23 protein-coding genes, 1 pseudogene and 2 riboswitches are annotated in these 21,269 nt (G+C 63.2%); of the genes and pseudogenes, 14 read left to right on the forward strand and 10 right to left on the reverse strand.

The window, feature by feature from the left end; translation table 11 throughout:
- The 5 genes and pseudogenes from ACFFP0_RS30640 to fghA all read left to right on the forward strand — a co-directional run.
- Positions 1–135, forward strand: a pseudogene (locus tag ACFFP0_RS30640) (S-(hydroxymethyl)glutathione dehydrogenase); the annotation flags it as partial.
- A gap of 64 nt (positions 136–199) precedes the next feature.
- Entirely contained in the window at positions 200–388 is a 189-nt protein-coding gene (locus ACFFP0_RS30645; protein WP_377266022.1) for a YegP family protein, read from the forward strand.
- Positions 389–448: 60 nt separating this feature from the next.
- Positions 449–895 (forward strand): YaiI/YqxD family protein, encoded by a 447-nt coding sequence (locus tag ACFFP0_RS30650; RefSeq protein WP_377266023.1) that lies wholly within the window; start codon positions 449–451, stop codon positions 893–895.
- A gap of 20 nt (positions 896–915) precedes the next feature.
- Positions 916–1,578, forward strand: coding sequence for a DUF1345 domain-containing protein (locus ACFFP0_RS30655; RefSeq protein ID WP_377266024.1), 663 nt, complete (start codon positions 916–918; stop codon positions 1,576–1,578).
- A gap of 20 nt (positions 1,579–1,598) precedes the next feature.
- Complete coding sequence (fghA, locus tag ACFFP0_RS30660) at positions 1,599–2,432, forward strand: S-formylglutathione hydrolase (protein WP_377266025.1); 834 nt, start codon at positions 1,599–1,601, stop codon at positions 2,430–2,432.
- A 19-nt stretch (positions 2,433–2,451) separates the two neighbouring features.
- On the opposite strand, the gene ACFFP0_RS30665 is transcribed toward fghA, so the two are convergent.
- From ACFFP0_RS30665 to crcB, 5 genes are read right to left on the reverse strand one after another with little or no spacing between them, the layout of a single operon-like run.
- Positions 2,452–2,940: a hypothetical protein gene (locus tag ACFFP0_RS30665; RefSeq protein WP_377266026.1), complete on the reverse strand. Its 489-nt coding sequence runs from the start codon at positions 2,938–2,940 to the stop codon at positions 2,452–2,454.
- 57 nt (positions 2,941–2,997) lie between these two features.
- On the reverse strand, positions 2,998–3,789 hold the full coding sequence (locus tag ACFFP0_RS30670; RefSeq protein WP_377266027.1) for an ATP12 family chaperone protein: 792 nt from the start codon (positions 3,787–3,789) through the stop codon (positions 2,998–3,000).
- Positions 3,790–3,821: 32 nt separating this feature from the next.
- A complete protein-coding gene (locus ACFFP0_RS30675; RefSeq protein WP_377266028.1) occupies positions 3,822–4,475 on the reverse strand; it encodes an HAD-IA family hydrolase in 654 nt (217 codons plus the stop codon).
- Entirely contained in the window at positions 4,475–5,467 is a 993-nt protein-coding gene (locus ACFFP0_RS30680; RefSeq protein ID WP_377266029.1) for an RluA family pseudouridine synthase, read from the reverse strand. Before ACFFP0_RS30680 ends, ACFFP0_RS30675 begins: the two co-directional genes overlap by 1 nt.
- 36 nt (positions 5,468–5,503) lie before the next feature.
- Positions 5,504–5,881 carry a fluoride efflux transporter CrcB gene (gene crcB, locus ACFFP0_RS30685; RefSeq protein WP_377266030.1) on the reverse strand — a complete coding sequence of 126 codons (378 nt, stop codon included), beginning with the start codon at positions 5,879–5,881 and terminating at the stop codon, positions 5,504–5,506.
- Positions 5,882–5,992: 111 nt separating this feature from the next.
- Between crcB and ACFFP0_RS30690 the strand changes: the two genes are divergently transcribed.
- Positions 5,993–6,283: a hypothetical protein gene (locus ACFFP0_RS30690; protein ID WP_377266031.1), complete on the forward strand. Its 291-nt coding sequence runs from the start codon at positions 5,993–5,995 to the stop codon at positions 6,281–6,283.
- A 13-nt stretch (positions 6,284–6,296) separates the two neighbouring features.
- Here ACFFP0_RS30690 and ACFFP0_RS30695 read toward each other — a convergent pair whose 3' ends face one another.
- Together ACFFP0_RS30695 and ACFFP0_RS30700 are read right to left on the reverse strand one after the other, a co-directional pair.
- Positions 6,297–7,892: an EAL domain-containing protein gene (locus ACFFP0_RS30695; RefSeq protein WP_377266032.1), complete on the reverse strand. Its 1,596-nt coding sequence runs from the start codon at positions 7,890–7,892 to the stop codon at positions 6,297–6,299.
- A 200-nt stretch (positions 7,893–8,092) separates the two neighbouring features.
- The gene (locus ACFFP0_RS30700) at positions 8,093–8,578 is read right to left on the reverse strand and encodes an Lrp/AsnC family transcriptional regulator (RefSeq protein WP_377266033.1); all 486 of its coding nucleotides are present in this window, start codon (positions 8,576–8,578) and stop codon (positions 8,093–8,095) included.
- A 137-nt stretch (positions 8,579–8,715) separates the two neighbouring features.
- Between ACFFP0_RS30700 and ACFFP0_RS30705 the strand changes: the two genes are divergently transcribed.
- Positions 8,716–9,132 carry a DUF2000 domain-containing protein gene (locus ACFFP0_RS30705; RefSeq protein WP_377266034.1) on the forward strand — a complete coding sequence of 139 codons (417 nt, stop codon included), beginning with the start codon at positions 8,716–8,718 and terminating at the stop codon, positions 9,130–9,132.
- An 82-nt stretch (positions 9,133–9,214) separates the two neighbouring features.
- Here ACFFP0_RS30705 and ACFFP0_RS30710 read toward each other — a convergent pair whose 3' ends face one another.
- Together ACFFP0_RS30710 and ACFFP0_RS30715 are read right to left on the reverse strand one after the other, a co-directional pair.
- Positions 9,215–10,201: a copper chaperone PCu(A)C domain-containing protein gene (locus ACFFP0_RS30710; RefSeq protein ID WP_377266035.1), complete on the reverse strand. Its 987-nt coding sequence runs from the start codon at positions 10,199–10,201 to the stop codon at positions 9,215–9,217.
- Positions 10,202–10,277: 76 nt separating this feature from the next.
- Positions 10,278–10,622, reverse strand: coding sequence for a hypothetical protein (locus tag ACFFP0_RS30715; RefSeq protein ID WP_377266036.1), 345 nt, complete (start codon positions 10,620–10,622; stop codon positions 10,278–10,280).
- 227 nt (positions 10,623–10,849) lie between these two features.
- Positions 10,850–10,933: riboswitch (glycine riboswitch) on the forward strand.
- A gap of 3 nt (positions 10,934–10,936) precedes the next feature.
- A riboswitch (glycine riboswitch) is annotated at positions 10,937–11,021 on the forward strand.
- A 67-nt stretch (positions 11,022–11,088) separates the two neighbouring features.
- Between ACFFP0_RS30715 and gcvT the strand changes: the two genes are divergently transcribed.
- The 5 genes from gcvT (at position 11,089) to ACFFP0_RS30740 (ending at position 16,313) form a co-directional block, all read left to right on the forward strand.
- A complete protein-coding gene (gene gcvT, locus ACFFP0_RS30720) occupies positions 11,089–12,225 on the forward strand; it encodes a glycine cleavage system aminomethyltransferase GcvT (protein WP_377266037.1) in 1,137 nt (378 codons plus the stop codon).
- Positions 12,226–12,372: 147 nt separating this feature from the next.
- Entirely contained in the window at positions 12,373–12,735 is a 363-nt protein-coding gene (gcvH, locus tag ACFFP0_RS30725; RefSeq protein ID WP_377266038.1) for a glycine cleavage system protein GcvH, read from the forward strand.
- Complete coding sequence (gene gcvP, locus ACFFP0_RS30730; RefSeq protein ID WP_377266039.1) at positions 12,732–15,596, forward strand: aminomethyl-transferring glycine dehydrogenase; 2,865 nt, start codon at positions 12,732–12,734, stop codon at positions 15,594–15,596. Before gcvH ends, gcvP begins: the two co-directional genes overlap by 4 nt.
- A gap of 181 nt (positions 15,597–15,777) precedes the next feature.
- Positions 15,778–15,924 (forward strand): hypothetical protein, encoded by a 147-nt coding sequence (locus ACFFP0_RS30735; RefSeq protein ID WP_377266040.1) that lies wholly within the window; start codon positions 15,778–15,780, stop codon positions 15,922–15,924.
- A 137-nt stretch (positions 15,925–16,061) separates the two neighbouring features.
- Positions 16,062–16,313 carry a YjiS-like domain-containing protein gene (locus ACFFP0_RS30740; protein ID WP_377266041.1) on the forward strand — a complete coding sequence of 84 codons (252 nt, stop codon included), beginning with the start codon at positions 16,062–16,064 and terminating at the stop codon, positions 16,311–16,313.
- Positions 16,314–17,095: 782 nt separating this feature from the next.
- Here ACFFP0_RS30740 and dusA read toward each other — a convergent pair.
- The gene (gene dusA, locus ACFFP0_RS30745) at positions 17,096–18,142 is read right to left on the reverse strand and encodes a tRNA dihydrouridine(20/20a) synthase DusA (protein WP_377266042.1); all 1,047 of its coding nucleotides are present in this window, start codon (positions 18,140–18,142) and stop codon (positions 17,096–17,098) included.
- 687 nt (positions 18,143–18,829) lie between these two features.
- Here dusA and ACFFP0_RS30750 point away from each other — a divergent pair.
- On the forward strand, positions 18,830–19,633 hold the full coding sequence (locus ACFFP0_RS30750; protein WP_377266043.1) for a DeoR/GlpR family DNA-binding transcription regulator: 804 nt from the start codon (positions 18,830–18,832) through the stop codon (positions 19,631–19,633).
- A gap of 27 nt (positions 19,634–19,660) precedes the next feature.
- The gene (locus ACFFP0_RS30755; RefSeq protein WP_377266044.1) at positions 19,661–21,229 is read left to right on the forward strand and encodes an ABC transporter substrate-binding protein; all 1,569 of its coding nucleotides are present in this window, start codon (positions 19,661–19,663) and stop codon (positions 21,227–21,229) included.
- Positions 21,230–21,269: the final 40 nt, after the last annotated feature.

Below are 21,269 nucleotides of genomic sequence, written 5' to 3' on the forward strand. Positions count from 1 at the left end.
ATCGTCGACTGGTACATGCAGGGCAAGATCCAGATCGACCCGATGATCACACACACCATGCCGCTCGACGACATCAACAGGGGGTTCGAACTCATGCATGCTGGCGAATCGATCCGCGGCGTGGTGATCTACTGAACAGGGCCGGCGATGAGCGCCCGCCCTTGACACCATCCAACTCCGATGAACGGGAGACCTCGATATGTACAAGTTTGAAATCTACAAGGACAAGGCTGGAGAATTCCGTTTCCGCTTCAAGGCGCCGAACGGCCAGACCATGTTCTCGTCCGAAGGTTACTCGGCCAAGGCCTCCGCGGTTTCGGCCATCGAATCCATTCAGAAGAACGCCGCCGGCGCAACGATCGACGACCAGACGACGGCCGTGGCCTGAGGTCTTACCCGGCGGTCACTCGGCTAAGACGATTGCCCCGGTATCCTGGATTGATGTTCCATGATCTACGTCGACGCCGATGCCTGCCCGGTAAAACCGGAAATCCTCAAGGTCGCGGAACGCCACGGCCTTGAGGTGACCTTCGTCGCCAATTCCGGCCTGCGCCCTTCCCGGGATTCGATGGTCCGCAACGTCATCGTGTCGGGCGCTTTCGACGCCGCCGACAACTGGATCGCCGAGCGGGCGGGCGTCGGCGATATCGTCGTCACCGCCGACGTGCCTCTGGCCGGCCGTTGCGTCGTCAGGGGCGCCCAGGTGACCGGGCCGACCGGCCGCATCTTCGACGAGACCAATATCGGTATGGCGACGGCGATGCGTGATCTCGGGGCGCATCTGCGCGAGACCGGCGAGAGCAAGGGTTATAACGCCGCTTTTTCCGCCCGCGACCGGTCGAAATTCCTGGAAGTGCTGGACAGGCTCTGCCGCCGCGCCAAATCCGGTACATGAGATATCGGGAGACCGTGACCATGCCCGGCTTTTGGCAAAGGTTGAAGCACCACCGGCATGGACCGTTCCTGATCGGCACCGTCGTCTCGCTCGCAAGCCTGCCCTTCCTGCTGCCCCTCGTGCCGCGGCTTGCGCCCGGCATCGCGGTCATCGTCTTCTTCCTGATTTATCTCGGCATGATGGCCGGACGCATCCCGAACCTGGATGGCCCGACGCTGCGGCGGAAAGGTCAGAATTCCGACGAGCCGGCGCCCGTCATCCTCGCCGTGACGCTGCTTGCGGCCGCGACGGCCGTGATCCTGCTCTTCCAGGCCCTGAACGGCGACAGGCCCGCGAGCCTGGCCGAGCTTTCGCTGGCCTTCGCCTCGGTCATCCTCGGATGGCTGACGATACATACGATGTTCGCCCTGCATTATGCGCACCTGTACTGGCGGCCGGATGAACAGCGGAGGGACGACGGCGCGAAGCGCGGCGGGCTAGATTTTCCGCAGACGGATGAACCCGGCGCCTATGACTTCCTTTATTTCTCCTTCGTGATCGGCATGACCGCCCAGACGTCCGACACCGCTATCACCACCACCGCCATGCGGAAGATCAACCTCCTGCATGCAGTCATATCCTTCTTCTTCAACACCGTGCTCGTCGCCGCCGCAGTCAATGCCGTGGTTTCGCTCGCCGGCTAAGCGCCTTACGGAGACCCGATATGAAAGTCCTGTCCCAGAACACCGCCTTCGGCGGAATGCAGGGCGTCTTCGCCCATGATTCCGAAGCCTGCAATTGCGAGATGACCTTCGCCGTCTTCGTGCCGCCCAGGGCCATTCACGAGCCCTGCCCCGTCCTCTGGTATCTTTCCGGCCTCACCTGCACCCATGCCAATGTCATGGAGAAGGGCGAGTACCGGCGGATGGCCGCCGAACTCGGCCTCATCGTCGTCTGCCCGGATACCAGCCCGCGCGGCAACGACGTGCCGGACGAGCTCACCAACTGGCAGATGGGCAAGGGTGCCGGCTTCTACCTTGATGCCACCGAAAAGCCGTGGTCCGAAAACTACCGGATGTACACCTACGTGACCGAAGAACTGCCCAATTTCGTGAGCCAGCATTTCCGAATGGATCTGCAGCGGCAGGGCATTTTCGGCCATTCCATGGGCGGCCATGGCGCCATGACGGTGGCCTTGAGGAATCCGGACCGCTTCAGAAGCTGCTCGGCCTTCGCGCCGATCGTCGAGCCGTCGACGGCCGACTGGTCGGCACCCGCCTTCGAAAAATATCTGGGCCCGGACCGCGCCGCATGGCGGCAATACGATGCCTGCGCGCTCGTGAAGGACGGCGCGCGCTTCCCGGAATTCCTGATCGACCAGGGCAAGGCGGACGGTTTTATCGAAAACGGCCTCAGGCCCTGGCTTTTCGAAGAGGCGGTCAAGGGAACGGGGATCGGCCTGACGCTGCGCATGCACGAGCGCTACGATCATTCCTACTACTTCATCTCGACCTTCATGGACGACCATCTCCGCTGGCATGCGGAACGGCTGGCCTGAAACCTCGGGGAAAGAAACCTCAGGGAAACAGCGCGCTTGCAACCGTCGGCCGCGGGGCTCCGTTCAGACGGAACTCCCCGGCGATCCGGTCCGCGATCTCTTCCGCAAGCTCTTTGTTCGCCTCGCCGCCGTCGAGCAGGAAGATGGACGCCTTGAACGCCCCTTCGGCAATCGGCTCGCCGCTGGCAAGAGAGATGACCTTGACCGTGACCTTGGCTCCGTGGCGGCTGCCGACGATGAGCGGCGTCTGCGAGGTCTCGTCGATCCGCACGGAAATGATCGTCCGCGGCAGCATGGTCGAGCGCACGGTGGAGCGGATCGCCTCGTCCACCAGCATGTCGGTGGCGATCACCAGACCTTGCGAAACGCTCGGCCGCGCGGTCACGAAGGCGCCGCGTACATCATAGAGAAGCTTCTCGCGCACCTCTTCTGCCGCAGGCATGCGGAATGCCATCAGCGGCAGGGTCGTGAGCACGATCAAGGCAAGGCGTGAAAGGTGGCGGACCATCGAGAAACCCGGAAGGCGGTGTATCCCGATGTTGGACCATTTACGGTTAGGGAAGCCTTAAATCGCGGGCCGCAAGGCGAGAAAAACCGCAACGGCCGCACGCATCTTGTCCAGCCGCCTGGCGCGGCGGTGCTCCGCCTCCGCATCGGTGCCCCAATGCTCGTTGGTCCAGTCCTCGTCCAGATGCGCAAGCGACCACGCCTCGTCGGCCGTGATGCGGCCTTCCGCAAAGGCAAGCGCCAGGATTGCCGAACCGGTCAGCGTCGTGACCGTATGCAGCACCGCAAGCTCGATCGGCGTGTCATATTTCCTCAGCGTCAGCCCGAAGGCGGCGATCGCCTCCTTCGGCTGCTCCTGCGGCATGATGCCTTCGATCAGGATGAAACGCGCGCCGACCTCGTTCGCCGCCCAGTCGATGATCGGGTCCCATTTCTCGTTCTGCCGCGCCACGAGGTTTTCCGGCGCATCCGCCCTGTAGCAGAGCATGTCGCTTGCGGAGAAACGCAGGATGTCCTCGAACACCGCCTGGCTCTCGGTCGCGATGCCGTCGATCGCCGTGTTGGCGAGCCTGGTGACGGGCATGGTGAGCGGATCGATGACATCCACCTGGGAGGCCCATTCGTCCCGCAGCAATTCGGCAAGCCGGGCCGTCGGCACGGCAAGCTCGTTCCTCGCGGGCGTCTTCACCGGGCGACCGTCGAGATGGATGGCATGCCCTTCTTCGCCTTCGACAACCGATACCTCGGTGTAGAAGCGCTTCGGCAGCGGTTTCTGCATCTGGATCTGCGCCCGCCGGGTCGGATCGGCATGGCTCAGGATGTCGGAAGGGTCCGGAAAGATGTCACGCATGTCTGATCCTGTGGACGATTGGATTGCGGGCTTCAGCCGATATGGGCGAGAATCTCGCGCGGATGATGGACGACGGCGTCGGCCCCGGCCCTGTGCAGTTCATCCACGGAAGCATAGCCCCAGGAAACGCCGATCGCCTTGGCGCCGGCGGCCTTCGCCATCTGCATATCGTAAACCGCGTCGCCGATGACAAGGGTATCGGCCGGTTTCATGCCTGTTTCGTCGCAGCATTCCGTCACCATGGCCGGGTGCGGCTTGGACGGGCAATCGTCGGCCGTGCGGCCGACGACGAAATATCGGTCGAAACCGTGCGTCTCCATGACGAGGTTCAATCCGCGCCGCGATTTTCCCGTCACCGCGCCGATCAGCAGATCTTCACGCGGGCCGATCTCTTCGATCAGGGCGCGGATGCCGGGAAACAGCGGCTCCCTGAAATCGAGGTCCTGCCGGACGATGGAAAACAGCGACTTGTAATAGGCCATCATCGCGACGGCCTCTTCATCCGCATGCTCCTTGCCCTGCATCCGGGCAATCGCGATGTCGAGCGTCAGGCCGATGATCGCCTTGGTGTCGGCCACGTCCGGCTCCGGCTTGCTAAACTGGACAAAGGTGCGACGCATGGTTTCGTGGATGAGGCCGGCGCTGTCGACCAGCGTGCCGTCGCAATCGAATAGGACAAGCTTCATCAATTGTCTTCTTCCTTTTCGCCATCGGCTTCACTGAAGCCGAGAAGGTTCCAGCTCTGGACCATATGCGGCGGCAGAGGGGCCGTGACCTTCAGCCGTCCGCCGGAAGGATGCGGAATGTCGATATGGCGGGCGTGCAGGTGCAGCCGCTTCTGGACGCCGCCGGGGAAATCCCAGTTCGGATCGTCGATGAAATATTTCGGGTCGCCGATGATCGGATGGCCGATGTGAAGCGCATGGACGCGAAGCTGGTGGGTGCGGCCCGTATAGGGCTCCATTTCCAGCCAGGCGAGCCGCTGGGCGGCCGTGTCGATCACCCGGTAATAGGACACCGCATGGTCGGCCCCATCCTCGCCATGCTTGGCGATCCGCATCCGGTCGCCATCCGGCGTCTGCTCCTTCACGAGCCAGGTGGAGATCTTGTCCTCGTGCTTGCGCGGAACGCCTTTGACGAGCGACCAGTAGGTCTTCTTGGTGTCGCGCTCGCGGAAAGCCGCCGTCAACTTCTGCGCTGCGCCGCGGGTGCGCGCGATGACCAGGACGCCGGACGTGTCGCGATCGAGCCGATGCACGAGCCGCGGCTTCTCGCCCTTGGCGTTCACCCAGGCGTCCAGCATCTTGTCGATATGGCGGGAAACGCCCGAACCGCCCTGCACGGCCAGTCCCGCCGGTTTGTTCAGCACGAAAACCTTGTCGTCCTCGTGGAGAAGCATGCGCGCCAGAAGCTCCGCATCGCCGGAATGCTTGAGTTCCTTGGACGCGATCGGCCCGGTCTTCCTGACATCCACCTCGATCGGCGGAATCCGCACCATCTGGCCGGGCTGCACGCGCGTGTCGGACTTCACGCGGCCACCGTCGACGCGCACCTGTCCGGAGCGGAGAAGTTTCTGGAGGGCGCCGAAGCCGAGACCCGGGAAATGGACCTTGAACCAGCGGTCGAGGCGCATGCCCGCCTCGTCCGCCTCGACGCGGATATGCTCGATGCCTGCCATCAAAGCTCTTTCTGATCGGATATTTTCGCTCTGCCTTTAGAGCATTGCCCGCCCGAGCGCCAGCCCGGCGAAAACGGCCCCGAGCGAGATCGCCACGCTTGCGACCACATAAGTCGCTCCCGGCACCGTCGCTCCGCGCTCGAACAACGAAACGATATCCAGCGAAAAGGCGGAGAACGTGGTGTAGCCGCCGAGGATGCCGGTGATCATGAACAGCCGCATTTCCGGCGAGGCATCGAACCGCCGCACGATGAGTTCCGCCAGGAAACCGATCGCGAACGATCCCGTCACGTTGACGATCAGCGTTCCCCAGGGAAAGGCGGAGCCGAAGTGGCGCAACGCCCATACCCCGACGAGATAACGGCAGACGGAGCCGGTGGCCCCGCCGATGGCGACGAGAAGCATGTTGTTCATGAGAAGTCCTGTAGCCCGGAACGAAAAAACGTCAAATCGATAAAATACCGGCATTTTGCTTAAACGGGACCAAATCGGGCTCGCCTTACTTCGTAATGATGAGAAGAAAAAGTGACAGGCGACATGACGTTATTGGTTAGCATATCGGCGAACACCGCTGCCATAGCCATCGAGGCCCTGAAGCCCGGACGGCGCATATCACCCAAGGATCAGGCGGCCGACATCAAGGCCGATGCCGAACGCAATGCCCAGCGCGCCCAGAACGCCGGCGACCCTGGCGACGTAGAGGCCATGATCCCCGCAACGACCGTGTCGCTGGACTTCTTGGACGCGGGCCAGCAGCCGCGCCAGCAGATGACGATCAATCAGGTTCAGTCGGCCTATCGCGATCTGGAAGATTAAGGCGTCCTCATCGTCAGGCCGCGACCACCCGGACATTTCCCCACCCGCTCCCGGCGCGGGTTTTTGCGTTTTGATAATAGCGGATGAACTCCCCGGCCGGCAGCGGCTTCGAGAATAGCCAGCCCTGGCCGAAATGCACGTCGCGCTCCCGCAGATATTCGGCCTGCTCCTCCGTCTCCACGCCTTCTGCGACGATCCTGAGATCGAGCGTCTTGGCCATCTCGATGATGTGCGGCGTCACCGAACTGGTCGCGCTGTCGCGGCCGATCGTATCGATGAAGGATTTGTCGATCTTCAGGGCGTCCATCGGCAGGCCTTCCAGATATTGCAGGCTGGAATAGCCGGTGCCGAAATCGTCGATCACCACCATATGTCCCCGCTCCCGGGCCTGGATCAAGGTCGCACGCGCCGCATCGATATCGATGAAGCCCCGTTCCGTCGCCTCCAGCCAGATCTGCGCGGCTTCGATCCGCGCGCCGGAAAGCCTGTCCTGGAGAACGTCGAGGATACGCCCGGATGTCACGTCGCCCGCGCAAAGGTTGATGGCGATGTGCAGGTTGCGATCCATCCTGAGCAGCGCGGCGAGATCGGCGATGATCGCCTCGATCACCTGATCGGTAATCGGCATGATGAGCCCGCTCTCCTCCGCGAGCGGAATGAAGAGGTCGGGCCTGACCAGCGATCCATCCGGCCGCCGCCAGCGCACCAGCGCCTCCGCCCCGACGCAGGCGCCGCTCGCCAGCTCGACGATCGGCTGATAATGCACGATGAACTCCCGATTGCGCACAGCGATCGCAAGTTCTCCGAGCGGTGACAGCCGTTTCCTCGACAGCCAGACCACGATGCCGATGATGAAGGCCGCCATGAATGCGCCGATGGGCAGAAGCAGGATCTGTTCCTGCCGCAGCTTGGCGGCAAGGCTGGAACGCGGCGTCGTCGCGATCGCGATCAGCCCCTTGCTGCGCGCGACGGCATAACGCGACGCGGAGGTGATGCCTTTCTGAGGCTCGCCTGCCAGCGACCGCACGAGGTCCGGATCGGGGGCGTTGACCTCGTTGATCAGCGCGCCCTGCTGATTGGCGAGAGCGAGCGAAATGTTCTCGTCCAGCATGATATCGACGAAACGGGCCGGATTGATGAGAACGCCATAGGCGCCATAGTGGAGCGCCATGACGGGATTTCCCGTGCTCACCGACGGCTGCACGCGCATGCTCACCTCCAGCCCGTCGGAGGTGACGTAATCGGCCGGCAGCCTTCGCACATATCCGGCCTCGCTGCCCCAGGACGTGCATTTCAGGAGGCCGTTCTCGAAATAACCCACCTCGCCGATGGACTCGGTATTGAAGGTGACCACCCGCATGCGGGCGATATGCTGCGGCGAACAGGGTGGCAGGCGCGGATAGGCGAGCGAATCGAGGGCGATCCTGGCATCATCGAACGTCTTGCTGGCCCGCCTGATCGCAAGGTTGGCCACCCGTTCGAGATCGTTCTGCTGCCTGCCGACGGCGACCGCCCAGGAGATATAGGCCATGGCCGCGATCGGCATGATCGCCCCGAGCAGGCCGAGGACAATGGCCGCAGCAATCACGCGGGAACGTCGCAATTCCATTGCCGAAACCTTTGGCAGGAGGTCCTGGGCCGTGGTGGTGATGATTTGCCCGAGGGCGCGGCGCAAGTGAAATCGCCACCACCGCCCGAACCCCTTATCTCCGACTTCCGTTAAGATTTGTTGCCGCAACTCGATCAGGTTGTATCGAAGTTGTTTCTAAAACCGGACTGGGTTCCCGGCCGGAACCGGCTTGGCGAACTTCAGGCGCGCCTGCCGGCGAAACCCAATGGAAACCCGGCGAATGGCTTGATCTCCTTGAGCACGAACGTGGTCTGCATTTCCTTGATGCGCGGCAACCGCCTCAAGGTCGACATGGCGAAATCCGCATAGGCGTCGAGATCGGCGGAAACTACCTGCAGCAGGAAGTCCGCGTCGCCCGCGATGCTATAGCACCCCACGACCTCCTCAAGCCGCGACACCTCGCTGGCGAAAGCCTCCGCCTCCGCCGCGCTGTGGCTGTCGATCTTCACGCGGATGAAGGCGAGCACGCCGAGACCGATCGCCCGCCGGTCGAGCACCGCCTTGTAACCCCGGATGACACCCGTTTCCTCCAGCTGCCGGACACGCCGCCAGCTCGGCGACGTGGAAAGCCCGACCTTGTCGGCGAGCGCCTGGTTGGTCAGCCTCCCGTCCTCCTGCAGAGCCTCCAGGATTCGCACATCTGCCGGTTCGATCGGGTTTCCCATAAGAACATACCTGTTATCGGCACAATCGCGGTAGTTTCTACCTAATCGCTCCCAGATCGGCAGGCAATAGGCAGGATTACCCCGCCGAACCGGGATAATGTGTCGCCATCCCCTCTCCGGAGAATGCTCCCGACATCATGACCGAAGACATCCGCATCGCCATCATCGTCAATCCCGCCCTTCCCTTGGGCCTGATCGCCAATACCGTCGGCGCCATCTCGATCGGCCTTGGCGCCCGGCTGCCCTCGCTCGGCGCGAGGCAACTGACCGACAGCAATTCCCGCACCGTCGATATCAGTTCCAACCGCCCGGTGCCGATCCTGCAGGCGGAGCCGGAAGCGATCCGCGCCCTGCTGCTGCGCGCGCTTGCCCCGGCGGAGGAGCGGGTCGTCGTGCCCTTCCCGGCTTTCGCGCGGTCGCTGCATGACTACAGGGATTACGAAGCCGCCTTCCCGGATCGCGACCTCGCGCAGGAGACGATCGACGGCATGGGCCTCGCCGGTCCGTCGAAATGGGTGAAATCGCTCACCGGCAGCCTGAAACTGCTGCGGTAGAAAGAGCTGCGGTAGAAAGAAATGAGGCCGCTCATGCGAGCGGCCTCTTTTTCATCCCCGTCTCGGGTTCGGCTTCTATATCTCAGTTCTGCTTCTGGCCGCCTGGGCCTGCCGCTTCGACCTCCAGCGTCAGATCCACCTTGCCGGCCTTCTCGAAATTGAGCGTTACCGGCACCTTGCCGCCCTCCTTGAAGGGCTCCGCCACCTTCATGAACATCATGTGCAGGCCGCCGGGCTTCAATTCCACGCTCTTGCCTGCCGGGATCGCGATGCCGGTTTCGAGCTTGCGCATCTTCATGACCTCGCCCTGCATGGCCATCTCATGCAGTTCCACCGCGCCGGCGATCGGCGAGGCGGCCGAGACGAGCATATCGTCCTTCTGGCCGTTGTTCTTGATGATGAAATAGCCGCCGCCGACCGGCTGGCCCGGCAGCATGGCCTTGGTGAAGGCGCCGGTGATTTCCAGTTCGCCGATCTTCACCACGGCGTCATGAGCCGCCGAAGCGCCTCCCATGGCCATGCCGGCATGGTCGCCATGACCGCCGCCGCTCTTCGCCGCCACCGTCAGCGTCGGCGCTGGGCTTTTCAACGAATGCGGGTCGGTGCCTTCCTCGGCAACCTGGTCCCAGGCGACCTTGCCCTCGGTCCCGCAAAGCTGCGTCGCCGGGAAGGCGAGCGCCTTGCCGGCGGCCACACCCGAAACCTTGCCCTGGATAACGAAGGTATCATAATACGCGTCCGGCAGATCGCCGTTCTTCCAGCGGATTTCCACCGGTCCGGATGTCACGGGCTTGCCGTGGTTGTCATAGGTTTTCGCGTAGTCGCCCTGGATCACCTCCAGATCCCAGCCCGGCTTCGGCTGCGGCTTGGCAAACACGAACCCTTCCGGCAGCTTGATCTGGACTTCGGTGGTTGCCTTGCCGTCGCAGCCGTGCGGAACCTGCAGCGCGATCACGGACGTGGTTTCTTCCGGCACCGTTGGGTTGGCGAATGTCGCATGTGCATGCGCCTGCACCATTCCGGCGGCGACGAAGATGCCCGAGAGGGCGAATTTGGTGACGTTTTTCATGATTGTCCCCTTCCGGTGACAGCGTTCCTCGCTGCTCGACCGGGAAATACGATTGATCTGTGGAATGAACGAAGGATCAGATCGGGAGCGGAGGGGCGCGGGATTTCGGCCGGGCGACCGCCGTGGTGCCGAGCAGCCGGAAGAACGGACGCAGCGGGTTGAGAAGCGATGCGCTTTCGCCGGCGAGCCACGCCCCGTCGTCCGGCGGCGGTAGGATGACCGAGCCGGCCAGCAGGCAGACCTCGCAGAGCGGCCTCGCCGCCGGCTGCTCGTGCTCATGGTCGCCTTCGGTGCAGATATCCGCGAACGAGCCGTCTGGAAGCCGGTAGGCCTCGCTGTAGGAATCGGGCGGCGCGACCGCCTGCGCCGGCTGATGGGCAAAGCCGAGCGATAGCAGCACGGTTGCGCAGAAAATGCGCATCAATCCCGCCGCTGTCGAAAACCTTGACGTCATCTTTTCGCCTGTCCGAATGGCATCCGCATACCCCAAATCACGGGGAAGAGCAAAAACACTTTGCGCTGAGATATACAGCGGGCATCCGCCCCGTCTTTGCATTAGGTCAAACAACGTTTGCTGCGTTGCGACAAAAATAGTGCCGACCGCGACACGGGGGCTTGCCAAACGACGGGTGAGGTCGATAATGACGGCCAGACTCGCTGGGAGAAGCCGCTTCGATGCGGTGCCGAAGGAGCAACCGCCCCGGAAACTCTCAGGCAAAAGGACCAGCGGGTAACCTGCAGGACTCTGGAGAGAAGTCTTTCGCAAGAAGGACTCGCCGAAGGGATAACAATCTCAGGCGACAAGGACAGAGGGGGCTCATGAACCGGCGCGGCAACGCGCCTGACACTGAGCCGGCGCATGCCAAGCGCCAGACCTGGAGGCGTCCTTGGACGATCAGACCCTTCTCAAGAAAACCCCGCTTCACGCCCTTCATCTGTCGCTCGGCGCCAGGATGGTGCCTTTCGCCGGCTACGACATGCCGGTGCAATATCCCGCCGGCGTCCTGAAGGAGCATCTGCAGACCCGCGCCGCGGCCGGCCTCTTCGACGTCTCCCATATGGGCCAGGTGATCGTGAAGGCGAAGTCCGGTTCCTGTGCCGATGCTGCGCTGGCGCTCGAAAAGCTGGTTCCGGTCGATATCCTCGGCCTGAAGCCCGGCCGCCAGCGCTACGGCTTCTTCACCGACGATAACGGCGGCATCCTCGACGACCTGATGATCGCCAGCCGCGGCGACCACCTGTTCGTCGTCGTCAATGCGGCCTGCAGGGATGCCGATGTTGCGCACATGAAGGCGCATCTCGCCGGCTGCGACGTGACGCTTCTCGAAGACCGCGCCCTTCTCGCCCTGCAGGGGCCGCGTGCCGAAGCCGTGCTTGCCGAGCTCTGGCCGGACGTCGTCGACATGAAGTTCATGGATGTGCGGGACGCCCTGCTCCGCGACGTGCCCTGCATCGTTTCACGCTCGGGTTATTCCGGCGAGGACGGGTTCGAGATTTCGATCCCCGCAGCGCAGGCCGAACAGATCGCCAGGGCTCTGCTCGAAGACCCTCACTGTATGCCGATCGGGCTTGGCGCCCGCGATTCGCTTCGCCTCGAAGCCGGCCTTTGCCTCTATGGCAACGATATCGACACGACCACGTCGCCTATCGAGGCTTCGCTCGAATGGGCGATCCAGAAGGCCCGCCGTGCGGGCGGCGAGCGCGCCGGCGGCTTCCCCGGCGCGGCCCGCATCCTCGACGAGCTGACCAACGGCACGTCCCGCCGCCGCGTCGGCCTGAAGCCCGAAGGCAAGGCGCCGGTCAGGGCACATGCGAAACTCTTTGCCGACGCGGAAGGCAGGGCTGAGCTTGGCGAAGTCACCTCCGGCACCTTCGGCCCGACCGTCGAAGGCCCGGTCGCCATGGGCTACGTCCCCACCCCATACGCCGCCCCCGGCACGCAGGTTTTCGCGGAAGTGCGCGGCAAATTCCTGCCGGTCACGGTCTCCGCCCTGCCCTTCATCACCCCTACCTATAAGCGGTGACGCCATAATGGTCGCGCCAGCCGCCGCCGCCCTCTGGCCTGCCGGCCATCCCCCACAAGGGGGGAGATCGGTAGCCGGCAGGCCAGAGGGGGCCACACGCGCCTTCCGAACGAACTCAAATATCATTTCTCCAGAGAGGACCTCCCCATGCTGAAATTCACCGCCGAACACGAATGGCTGAAACTCGAGGGCGATGTCGCGACCGTCGGCATCACCGCCCATGCCGCCGAACAGCTCGGCGACCTCGTCTTCGTCGAACTGCCGGAGGTCGGCGCCGAGCTTGCCAAGGAAGCGGGCGTCGCGACCGTCGAGAGCGTCAAGGCCGCATCCGACGTCTATTGTCCGCTCGACGGGGAAGTCACGGAGATCAACCAGGCGATCGTCGACGACCCGTCGCTCGTCAATTCCGATCCGCAAGGGGCCGGCTGGTTCTTCAAGCTGAAGCTCAAGAACCCGGCAGACGCCGATGCGCTGCTGGACGAAGCGGCCTACAAGGAGCTCATCGCATGAGCGATCAGTCTGATTTCCATTTCACCGATTACCAACCCTACGACTTCGCCAACCGTCGCCATGTCGGCCCCTCGCCGTCCGAAATGGCGGAGATGCTGAAGGTCGTCGGCTACCCGACGCTCGACAAGCTGATCGATGCGACGGTCCCCGCGTCCATCCGGCAGGCAATCCCGCTCGCCTGGGGTCCGGCGCTCACCGAACGCGAGGCGCTCGACAAGCTGCGCGACACGGCGAACAAGAACAAGGCGCTCGTCTCGCTGATTGGCCAGGGCTATTACGGCACGATCACGCCGCCGGTCATCCAGCGCAATATCCTCGAAAACCCCGCCTGGTACACCGCCTACACGCCCTACCAGCCGGAGATTTCGCAAGGCCGCCTCGAAGCGCTCCTCAATTTCCAGACGATGATCTGCGACCTCACCGGCCTCGACGTCGCCAACGCCTCGCTGCTTGACGAAGCGACCGCCGCCGCCGAAGCCATGGCGCTCTGCCAGCGCCAGGCGAAGTCGAAGGCGACCGCCTTCTTCGTCGACAGCGCCTGCCACCCGCAGACGATCGCGCTGATCGAAACCCGCGCCGCCCCGCTCGGCTGGACCGTCGTCGTCGGCGATCCCTTCACCGATCTCGACCCGGTCGACGTCTTCGGCGCGATCTTCCAGTATCCCGGCACGCACGGCCATGTGCGCGATTTCTCAGGCCTGATCGCACGCCTGCACCAGACCGGCGCGGTCGCGGCGATAGCCGCCGACCTGCTCGCCCTGACGCTTCTGAAATCCCCAGGAGAGATGGGCGCCGACATCGCCATCGGCTCCTCGCAGCGCTTCGGCGTGCCGGTCGGTTACGGCGGCCCGCATGCGGCCTTCATGGCCGTCAAGGATGCCCACAAGCGCGCCATGCCCGGCCGCCTCGTCGGCGTCTCGATCGACAGCCGCGGCAACCGCGCCTACCGCCTGTCGCTCCAGACCCGCGAGCAGCATATCCGCCGCGAGAAGGCGACGTCGAACATCTGCACCGCCCAGGTCCTGCTCGCCGTCATGGCTTCCATGTACGGTGTCTTCCATGGTCCGGACGGGCTCAAAGCCATCGCCCAGCAGGTCCACAAGAAGGCCGTGCTGATGGCGAAGGGCCTCGAAAAGCTCGGCTACGGGATCGAGCCCGACACCTTCTTCGACACGATCACCGTCGAGGTCGGCCACATGCAGGGCCTCGTGCTGCGCGCCGCCGTGGCGGAAGGTGTCAACCTGCGCAAGGTCGGCGAGACGAAGATCGGCATGTCGCTCGACGAGCGCACCCGGCCCGCGACGCTCGAAGCCGTCTGGCGCGCTTTCGGCGGCAATTTCAAGGTCTCCGATTTCGAGCCCGAATACCGCCTGCCGAACGCGCTTCTGCGCAAATCCGCCTACATGACGCATCCGATCTTCCACATGAACCGTGCGGAAAGCGAGATGACCCGCTATATCCGCCGGCTCTCGGACCGCGATCTGGCGCTCGACCGGGCGATGATCCCGCTCGGCTCCTGCACCATGAAGCTTAATGCGACGGCGGAAATGCTGCCGATCACCTGGCCGGAATTTGCCGATATCCACCCCTTCGCCCCTGTTGACCAGGCGCTGGGCTACCGGGAGATGATCGACGATCTGTCGGCAAAGCTCTGCCAGATCACCGGCTACGACGCATTCTCCATGCAGCCGAATTCCGGCGCGCAGGGGGAATATGCGGGCCTGCTCACCATCCGCAACTACCATATCGCCAACGGCGACACGCATCGCGACGTCTGCCTCATCCCCACCTCCGCGCATGGCACCAACCCGGCCTCCGCGCAGATGGCCGGCATGAAGGTCGTGCCGGTCAAGGCCAAGGACAACGGCGACGTCGATCTTGACGATTTCCGCTTGAAGGCCGAGCAATATGCGGCAAATCTTTCCTGCTGCATGATCACCTATCCCTCGACGCACGGCGTCTTCGAGGAAACGGTGAGAGAGATCTGCGAGATCACCCACAGCCATGGCGGCCAGGTCTATCTCGACGGCGCCAACATGAACGCCATGGTGGGCCTTGCCCGCCCCGGCGACATCGGCTCCGACGTTTCCCACCTCAACCTGCACAAGACCTTCTGCATCCCGCATGGCGGCGGCGGCCCCGGCATGGGTCCGATCGGTGTCAGGGCGCATCTTGCCCCGCATCTTCCCGGCCATCCGGAAAGCGACGGTCGTGAAGGCGCGGTCTCGGCCGCTCCGTTCGGTTCGCCGTCCATCCTGCCGATCTCCTGGTCCTACTGCCTGATGATGGGCGGCGAAGGCCTGACCCAGGCGACCAGGGTGGCGATCCTCAACGCCAACTATATCGCTGCGCGGCTGAAGGGCGCATACGACGTACTCTACAAGTCGGAAGCCGGCCGCGTCGCGCATGAATGCATCATCGACACGCGCCCGCTCAATGTCTCCGCCGGCGTCACCGTCGACGACATCGCCAAGCGGCTGGTCGATTGTGGTTTCCACGCGCCGACCATGAGCTGGCCGGTTGCCGGCACGCTGATGATCGAGCCGACCGAGAGCGAAACCAAGGCCGAGATCGACCGTTTCTGCGATGCCATGCTGGCGATCCGCGAGGAGGCCCGCGCCATCGAGGAAGGCCGCATGGACAAGGTGAACAACCCGCTGAAGAACGCCCCGCACACGGTCGAGGACCTGGTCGGCGAATGGGACCGCCCCTACAGCCGCGAACAGGCCTGCTTCCCGCCCGGCGCCTTCCGCATCGATAAATACTGGTCGCCGGTCAACCGCATCGACAACGTCTATGGCGACCGCAACCTCGTCTGCACCTGCCCGCCGATGGAGACGTATCAGGAGGCGGCGGAATAGCCGAGCGGGCTCATATCCCGTCGGAACCCGGTTTTCCGGGCGAGACATGCGCTCGTCCCGGATTTTCGGCAGCCCTCTCCTCAAGGGCGGCGGCGCGAGCGGCGACATGCCGCCCGCCGGGGGCGATTGACATCGTTGGCCATTGCTTTATCGGCAAATGCGAAACCGTCTGAAAAGAAGGATGAGCACGATGGAAAATCACGCCAACGGCAATTCGCTCTGGAACAAGGTCTTCGACACGGACTCGATGACCGGCACGGGCCGCTTCGTCGGCCTCATCCTGGTTTTCATCGTCATCGGCGGCGGGCTTTCCTGGCTCATCGGCTGAGAAACGGCCGACCGCCCTCGCCGACATGTCACCGATTTAACGGAAATTTCACGGTCTGCCGCACGCTGCGCAAACGCGGCGGTGGCACGCTTCTCCCGTAGCAAACCCTCACTCTGTGATTTGCCGGGAGACATGCCATGTCGGATACCCTGACCGCGACACGCAATGGCCGCCTGACGCGCGGGCCTGTGGAATTCCTGGGCCGCGCCGCGTGCTTCTGGTTCGGGGAGACCCGTGCTCGCGCAGGACGGGCACGAACCATGAAGATCCTGCACGATCTCAGCGACGAGCAACTCAGGGACATCGGCCTCGACCGGTCTCTGGTTCACGCCGGCCCGGAAATGCGGGTGGATGCGCGGCTCATGACCACGCTGCTCTCCCTCCGGTGACAGATATCTCCGGGGAAGGCGGCCGGAAGATATCGGAGCGTGAAGCCGTTTCGGCATGCAGGCCGCGATCCTCTTCGGATGGATCGAATCCGGGGTTTCAGCACCCTTCGGCGCCGGAAACGGGCGTGGTTCGACGCGAAATGGACATCGCTTCGATTTTATTTTCCCATTCTTCATCCCCGCCCCCACACGCATGCCTACAATCTGTCCGTCCCGCTCTCGGATACACCAGGAGGCGTTCTGGCGAGGCGGGGCCGGCGCGGGGTGTGAGGGGAAGACGCAGAACCTCATCCTCCGGGTCCGCGGAAAATGGTCTCCCTCCGGCGACGTGGGGGCGGGTGAGACGCTGTCGGACCGGTGTCTCGTTTCGCTTCCTTGCATTGTGCGCCGGGCGTGCCTGTGAGGCATTGGAGGGTGACGGGACAGCGCCATGCGGCGTCCGGGGGTTTTTCCTGAAAGCCCGGCGAAAGCCCGGCCGCGCGGCGCAGGTGGAAGACGGTGCGCCCGAGCGATCGGGACCGGTGGTCATGGCCGCGGCACCGTAAGTCTGAGGGCGTGCATGCCACCCTCCGGTCAGGAGGGACACGCCACCGTTCCCACAAACCCCGTCATCGCAGAGGGACCGCAGTCGCGGGCACAAACCGCCGAACGGGGCGCTGGGAGGTGTCACCCAAACTAATACTTACGAGGCAGCTTTCAGCACCCCGTCCGAAACAAAAATATCGGGATCGCCAAGGGGCGAGTGTGTCCGGCAGAGGGTACTGTGAGGAGGGCCACGCGGCCTACCCCGCCAGTTTCTTCGCGCCGCCATCGATATCCACGGCGGCGAAGGCAGCCTCGATCACCTCGATCCCCGCCCCCGGCCTCGTGGCTTCGGTCGACAGGATCTGGCGGAAGCGACGCGCGCCGGCAAATCCCTGGAAGAGCCCGACCATGTGGCGGGTGACGTGATGCAGCCTGCCGCCGGAGGCGATCACCTGCTCAGCATAGGAGATCATCGTATCGCGCAGCGCCGGCCAGTCGACATCGGGGATGGCGCCCCCCGCAGGACCCGCCCCCGCGATCAGATCATCCACCCCGGCCAGCAACCCGGCATTCTGGTAGGCGGCGCGGCCGAGCATGACCCCGTCCATCACCTGAAGGTGACCTGCCGCATGGTCCAGATCGGCGATGCCGCCGTTGATGCCAAGGAAAACGCCCGGGTTCTCCCGCTTCATACGGTAAACGAGATCGTAGTCGAGCGGCGGGATCTCGCGGTTTTCCTTCGGCGAAAGCCCCTGCAGCCAAGCCTTGCGCGCATGCACCCAGATCGCGTCGGCGCCGGCCCCGACCATCCGGGCCAAGAAATCCGGCAGCACGTCCGCCGGCTCCTGGTCGTCGACGCCGATGCGGCACTTCACCGTCACCGGCACGGGCGAGACCCGCTTCATCGCCGAGACCAGATCGGCCACATGCGCCGCATCGCGCATCAGGCAGGCGCCGAACGTGCCGGACTGCACCCGGTCGGACGGGCAGCCGACATTGAGGTTGATTTCGTCGTAGCCGTAATCGGCGGCGATCCGGATCGCCTCGGCAAGCTTGCCCGCATCCGAGCCGCCGAGCTGCAGCGCTACCGGATGCTCGGCGGGCGAATAGGAAAGCAACCGCTCCCGCGGCCCGTGGATGATCGCATCCGCCACCACCATCTCGGTATAAAGCAACGCACGTTTCGACAACTGCCGGTGCAGGAACCTGCAATGACGGTCCGTCCAGTCGATCATCGGCGCGACGGCAAAGACAGGAGCCCTGAAATATCTTTTTTCTTCTTTCCGGTCAGCCCCTTTCAGCACTTTCTTCTCCGTCTGGTTTGCGCCCGTTCCGGACCAAATCCGGCGATTTTACCATTCCATCTGATCCCACAGGCCAAATATAATGCCCCCGGTCCAAATCAGGAAGCCGTCACGGACACTCTCATCGCCGCACAAGCGCAAGGACGGCGGCGTCGGTGACAGGCGCGGGTGCTGGTCGTGCAGGATAGTAGCGTCACTTATCACGACACGGAGACTTTTGCCAAACGACCACCGGCCGTGGCCTGAGAGCGGCCTCCAACTGGCCATTGCGAACAGCCACAGAGACGAAGGACCGATTAAGAGCTGTCCAACGGCGCCCCACTCAGGCCGCCCTGTCGGTGGGATGAAGGGGCGGGTCTGACGGTCCGGCGTCTTGCGGAAAATACCGCGCTTGCGGCGAGTTGCCCCGAACGTCACGCCGCGCATTTGCACAAGCCATCAGATCGCTTCTCTCCTCTTTGGAGGTATCAGCTTTTCTGCGCACCTACATTGATCGATTTCGATCATAAAGACGATATATATTCGGAAAAATCCTGACCTATCAGTGATTTCGCGGCGGCGCGTATCGCACTCTAAATCGTTACAACAGCGCAATAAATATGTCATGAATCCTTCATTTGACAAAGATCTATATCGATCAGATATATGATCGATATAGATCAAATTCGATAAAACGGGAGAGGCCCGGTGCTCAGTACGGCCCAGGATCGCCAGGCGAAAATCGTCGAACTGCTGCGCGAGGAACAGTTCCTCGACATCAATACGCTGACCGGCCTCCTCCATATCTCGGTGGCAACTGCGCGGCGGGACCTGGGAGAACTCGAAGCCGCGGGATTGCTTCGCAGGACGCATGGCGGGGCCGTCAGCATCAATCAGGTCGCGCAGGACAGCACGCATGCGGTGCGCGCCGTCTCCCGGCAGGCTGAGAAAGCGGCGATAGCGACGGTGGCGGCCGGGATGATCGTCGACGGAGACGCCGTCATCCTGGACGCCGGCACGACCGCCCTCGAGGTCGCCAGGCTGCTCGCGGGACGCTCCGGCCTCACGCTCATATCGAATGGCGTCGACATCATCGCCGAACTCATCCGCGGTAACACGCAGAACGTCTACTCGGTCGGCGGGGAATATGCCGATTCCAACCGATCATTCCGCGGCCCCCTGGCGGAGCAGTTCATCCGCCAGTTCACCGTGGACAAGCTTATCCTGAACGCCACGTCGATCGATCTGGATCGCGGGTTGATCTGCACGGCATCCCCGCTGAACGCGAGCGTTCAGCGGGCCATGATCGCAGTCGCGAACCGTGTGATCGTGGTGGCTGACTCATCCAAGTTCAAGAAGTCCAGCCTGTCGGTCACGACCAGGATCGAGGACGTGGGTGTCGTCGTCACCGACGTCGGCGCCCGCAGCATCCTGGATGGAGCGCCTGAAAAGCTGCGAAGGAAATTCGTCGTTGCGAACGAGGGTTCGATGTCCCCGCCAACCGACCAATAGAATCTCGAGAGACCAGGGAGAAAACGGATGCTCAAGACAGATCGTAGAAACTTCCTCATCGGCGCGGGCATCACCGCGCTGGCATCGACCTCAGGGGCCGGATTTGCATTCGCGCAGGCGCGCCGCGCGCTTCGTATCGGCGTCAACGGTCTTCCCCCGACGCTGGAGCCGATCAATGCGATCAGCAATACCGGTCCGCGCATCGTCCACCAGATTTTCGATACCCTGATCGCACGCGACTGGTTCCACAATGGCGCACCGGGCAACGGCATCGAACTTGTACCGGCTCTTGCGGAAAGCTGGGAGCGCGTCGATGACAAGTCGGTCCGTTTCAAGCTGCGCCAGAAGGTCCTGTTCCACAACGGCGTGGAGATGACCGCGGACGATGTCGCCTACACGTTCGCGTCGGAACGGCTGTGGGGTGACGAGGCGATCAGGACGATTCCGAACGGCCGCAACTTTTCGCCCGACTGGGACGAACCCGTCGTGGAAGATAAATACACGGTCGTTCTGCGCACCAAGACCCCGTCCTATCTGATCGAGAAATACGTGGCTTCGTGGCTGGGCCGCATCGTTCCGAAGGAATATTACAGGGGACTTGGCCCGGTCGCCTTCGGCAACAAGCCGATCGGTACGGGACCCTACAAGTTCGCGGAGTTCATCGCCAATGATCGCGTCGTTCTGGAAGCGAACGACGCTTACTGGGACAAGAAGCCGACCGCGTCGAAAATCACCTACCAGGTCGTGGCGGAACCGGCGACCCGTGTCGCGGGCCTCGTCAGCGGTGAATACGACATCATCACGACGCTGACGCCGGACGACATGGCGCTGATCGACGGTTATCCCGATCTTGAAACGCGCGGAGCGCTGATCGAGAACGTCCACATGTTCACCTTCAACATGAACCAGCCGGTTTTCAAGTCGAAGACGCTCCGGCGTGCGCTGGCGCTTGCCGTCAACCGCCCCCTCATGGTCGAGTCGCTGTGGAAGAAAAAGGCATTGATCCCGAACGGCTTCAACTTCCCGAGTTACGGCGCGAGCTACGATCCGAAACGGCGCCCCATGGAATACAACGTGGAAGAGGCCAGGCGGCTCGTGAAGGAAAGCGGCTACGACGGCACGCCGATCACCTATCACACGATGGGCAACTACTACGCCAACGCGGTGCCCGCCTTGATGATGATGACCGAGATGTGGAAGGAGATCGGCGTCAACGTGGTGCCGAAGATCTACGCTCCCGGCACGACGCCGAAGGATGCGGATATCCTGATCAGGAACTGGTCGAACGGCCAGTGGCTGACCGACGGCCTCACCACCATGGTCTCCGAGTTCGGACCGGGCCGCGGCATCCAGAAGCGCTGGGGCTGGGATGCCCCGGCCGAGTTCAACGATCTGGCCACGAAAGTCGGGCAGATGCCCGACGGTCAGGAGCGGCTGGACGCCTTCAACCGTATGCGCGACATCTTCGAGGACGAGGCGCCGGCTGTTCTTCTCTACCAGCCGTTCGATGTCTATGCCGCACGCAAGGACGTCAACTGGAAGCCGGTGAGCTTCGAGACGATGGAACTGCGCGCGAACAACCTCAGCTTCAAATAACAAAACCGGCGAACTGGCGATGCGCGGACATGCGCATCGT

The sequence above is a fragment of the Neorhizobium puerariae genome, from assembly GCF_042429745.1.
GTDB lineage: Bacteria > Pseudomonadota > Alphaproteobacteria > Rhizobiales > Rhizobiaceae > Neorhizobium > Neorhizobium puerariae.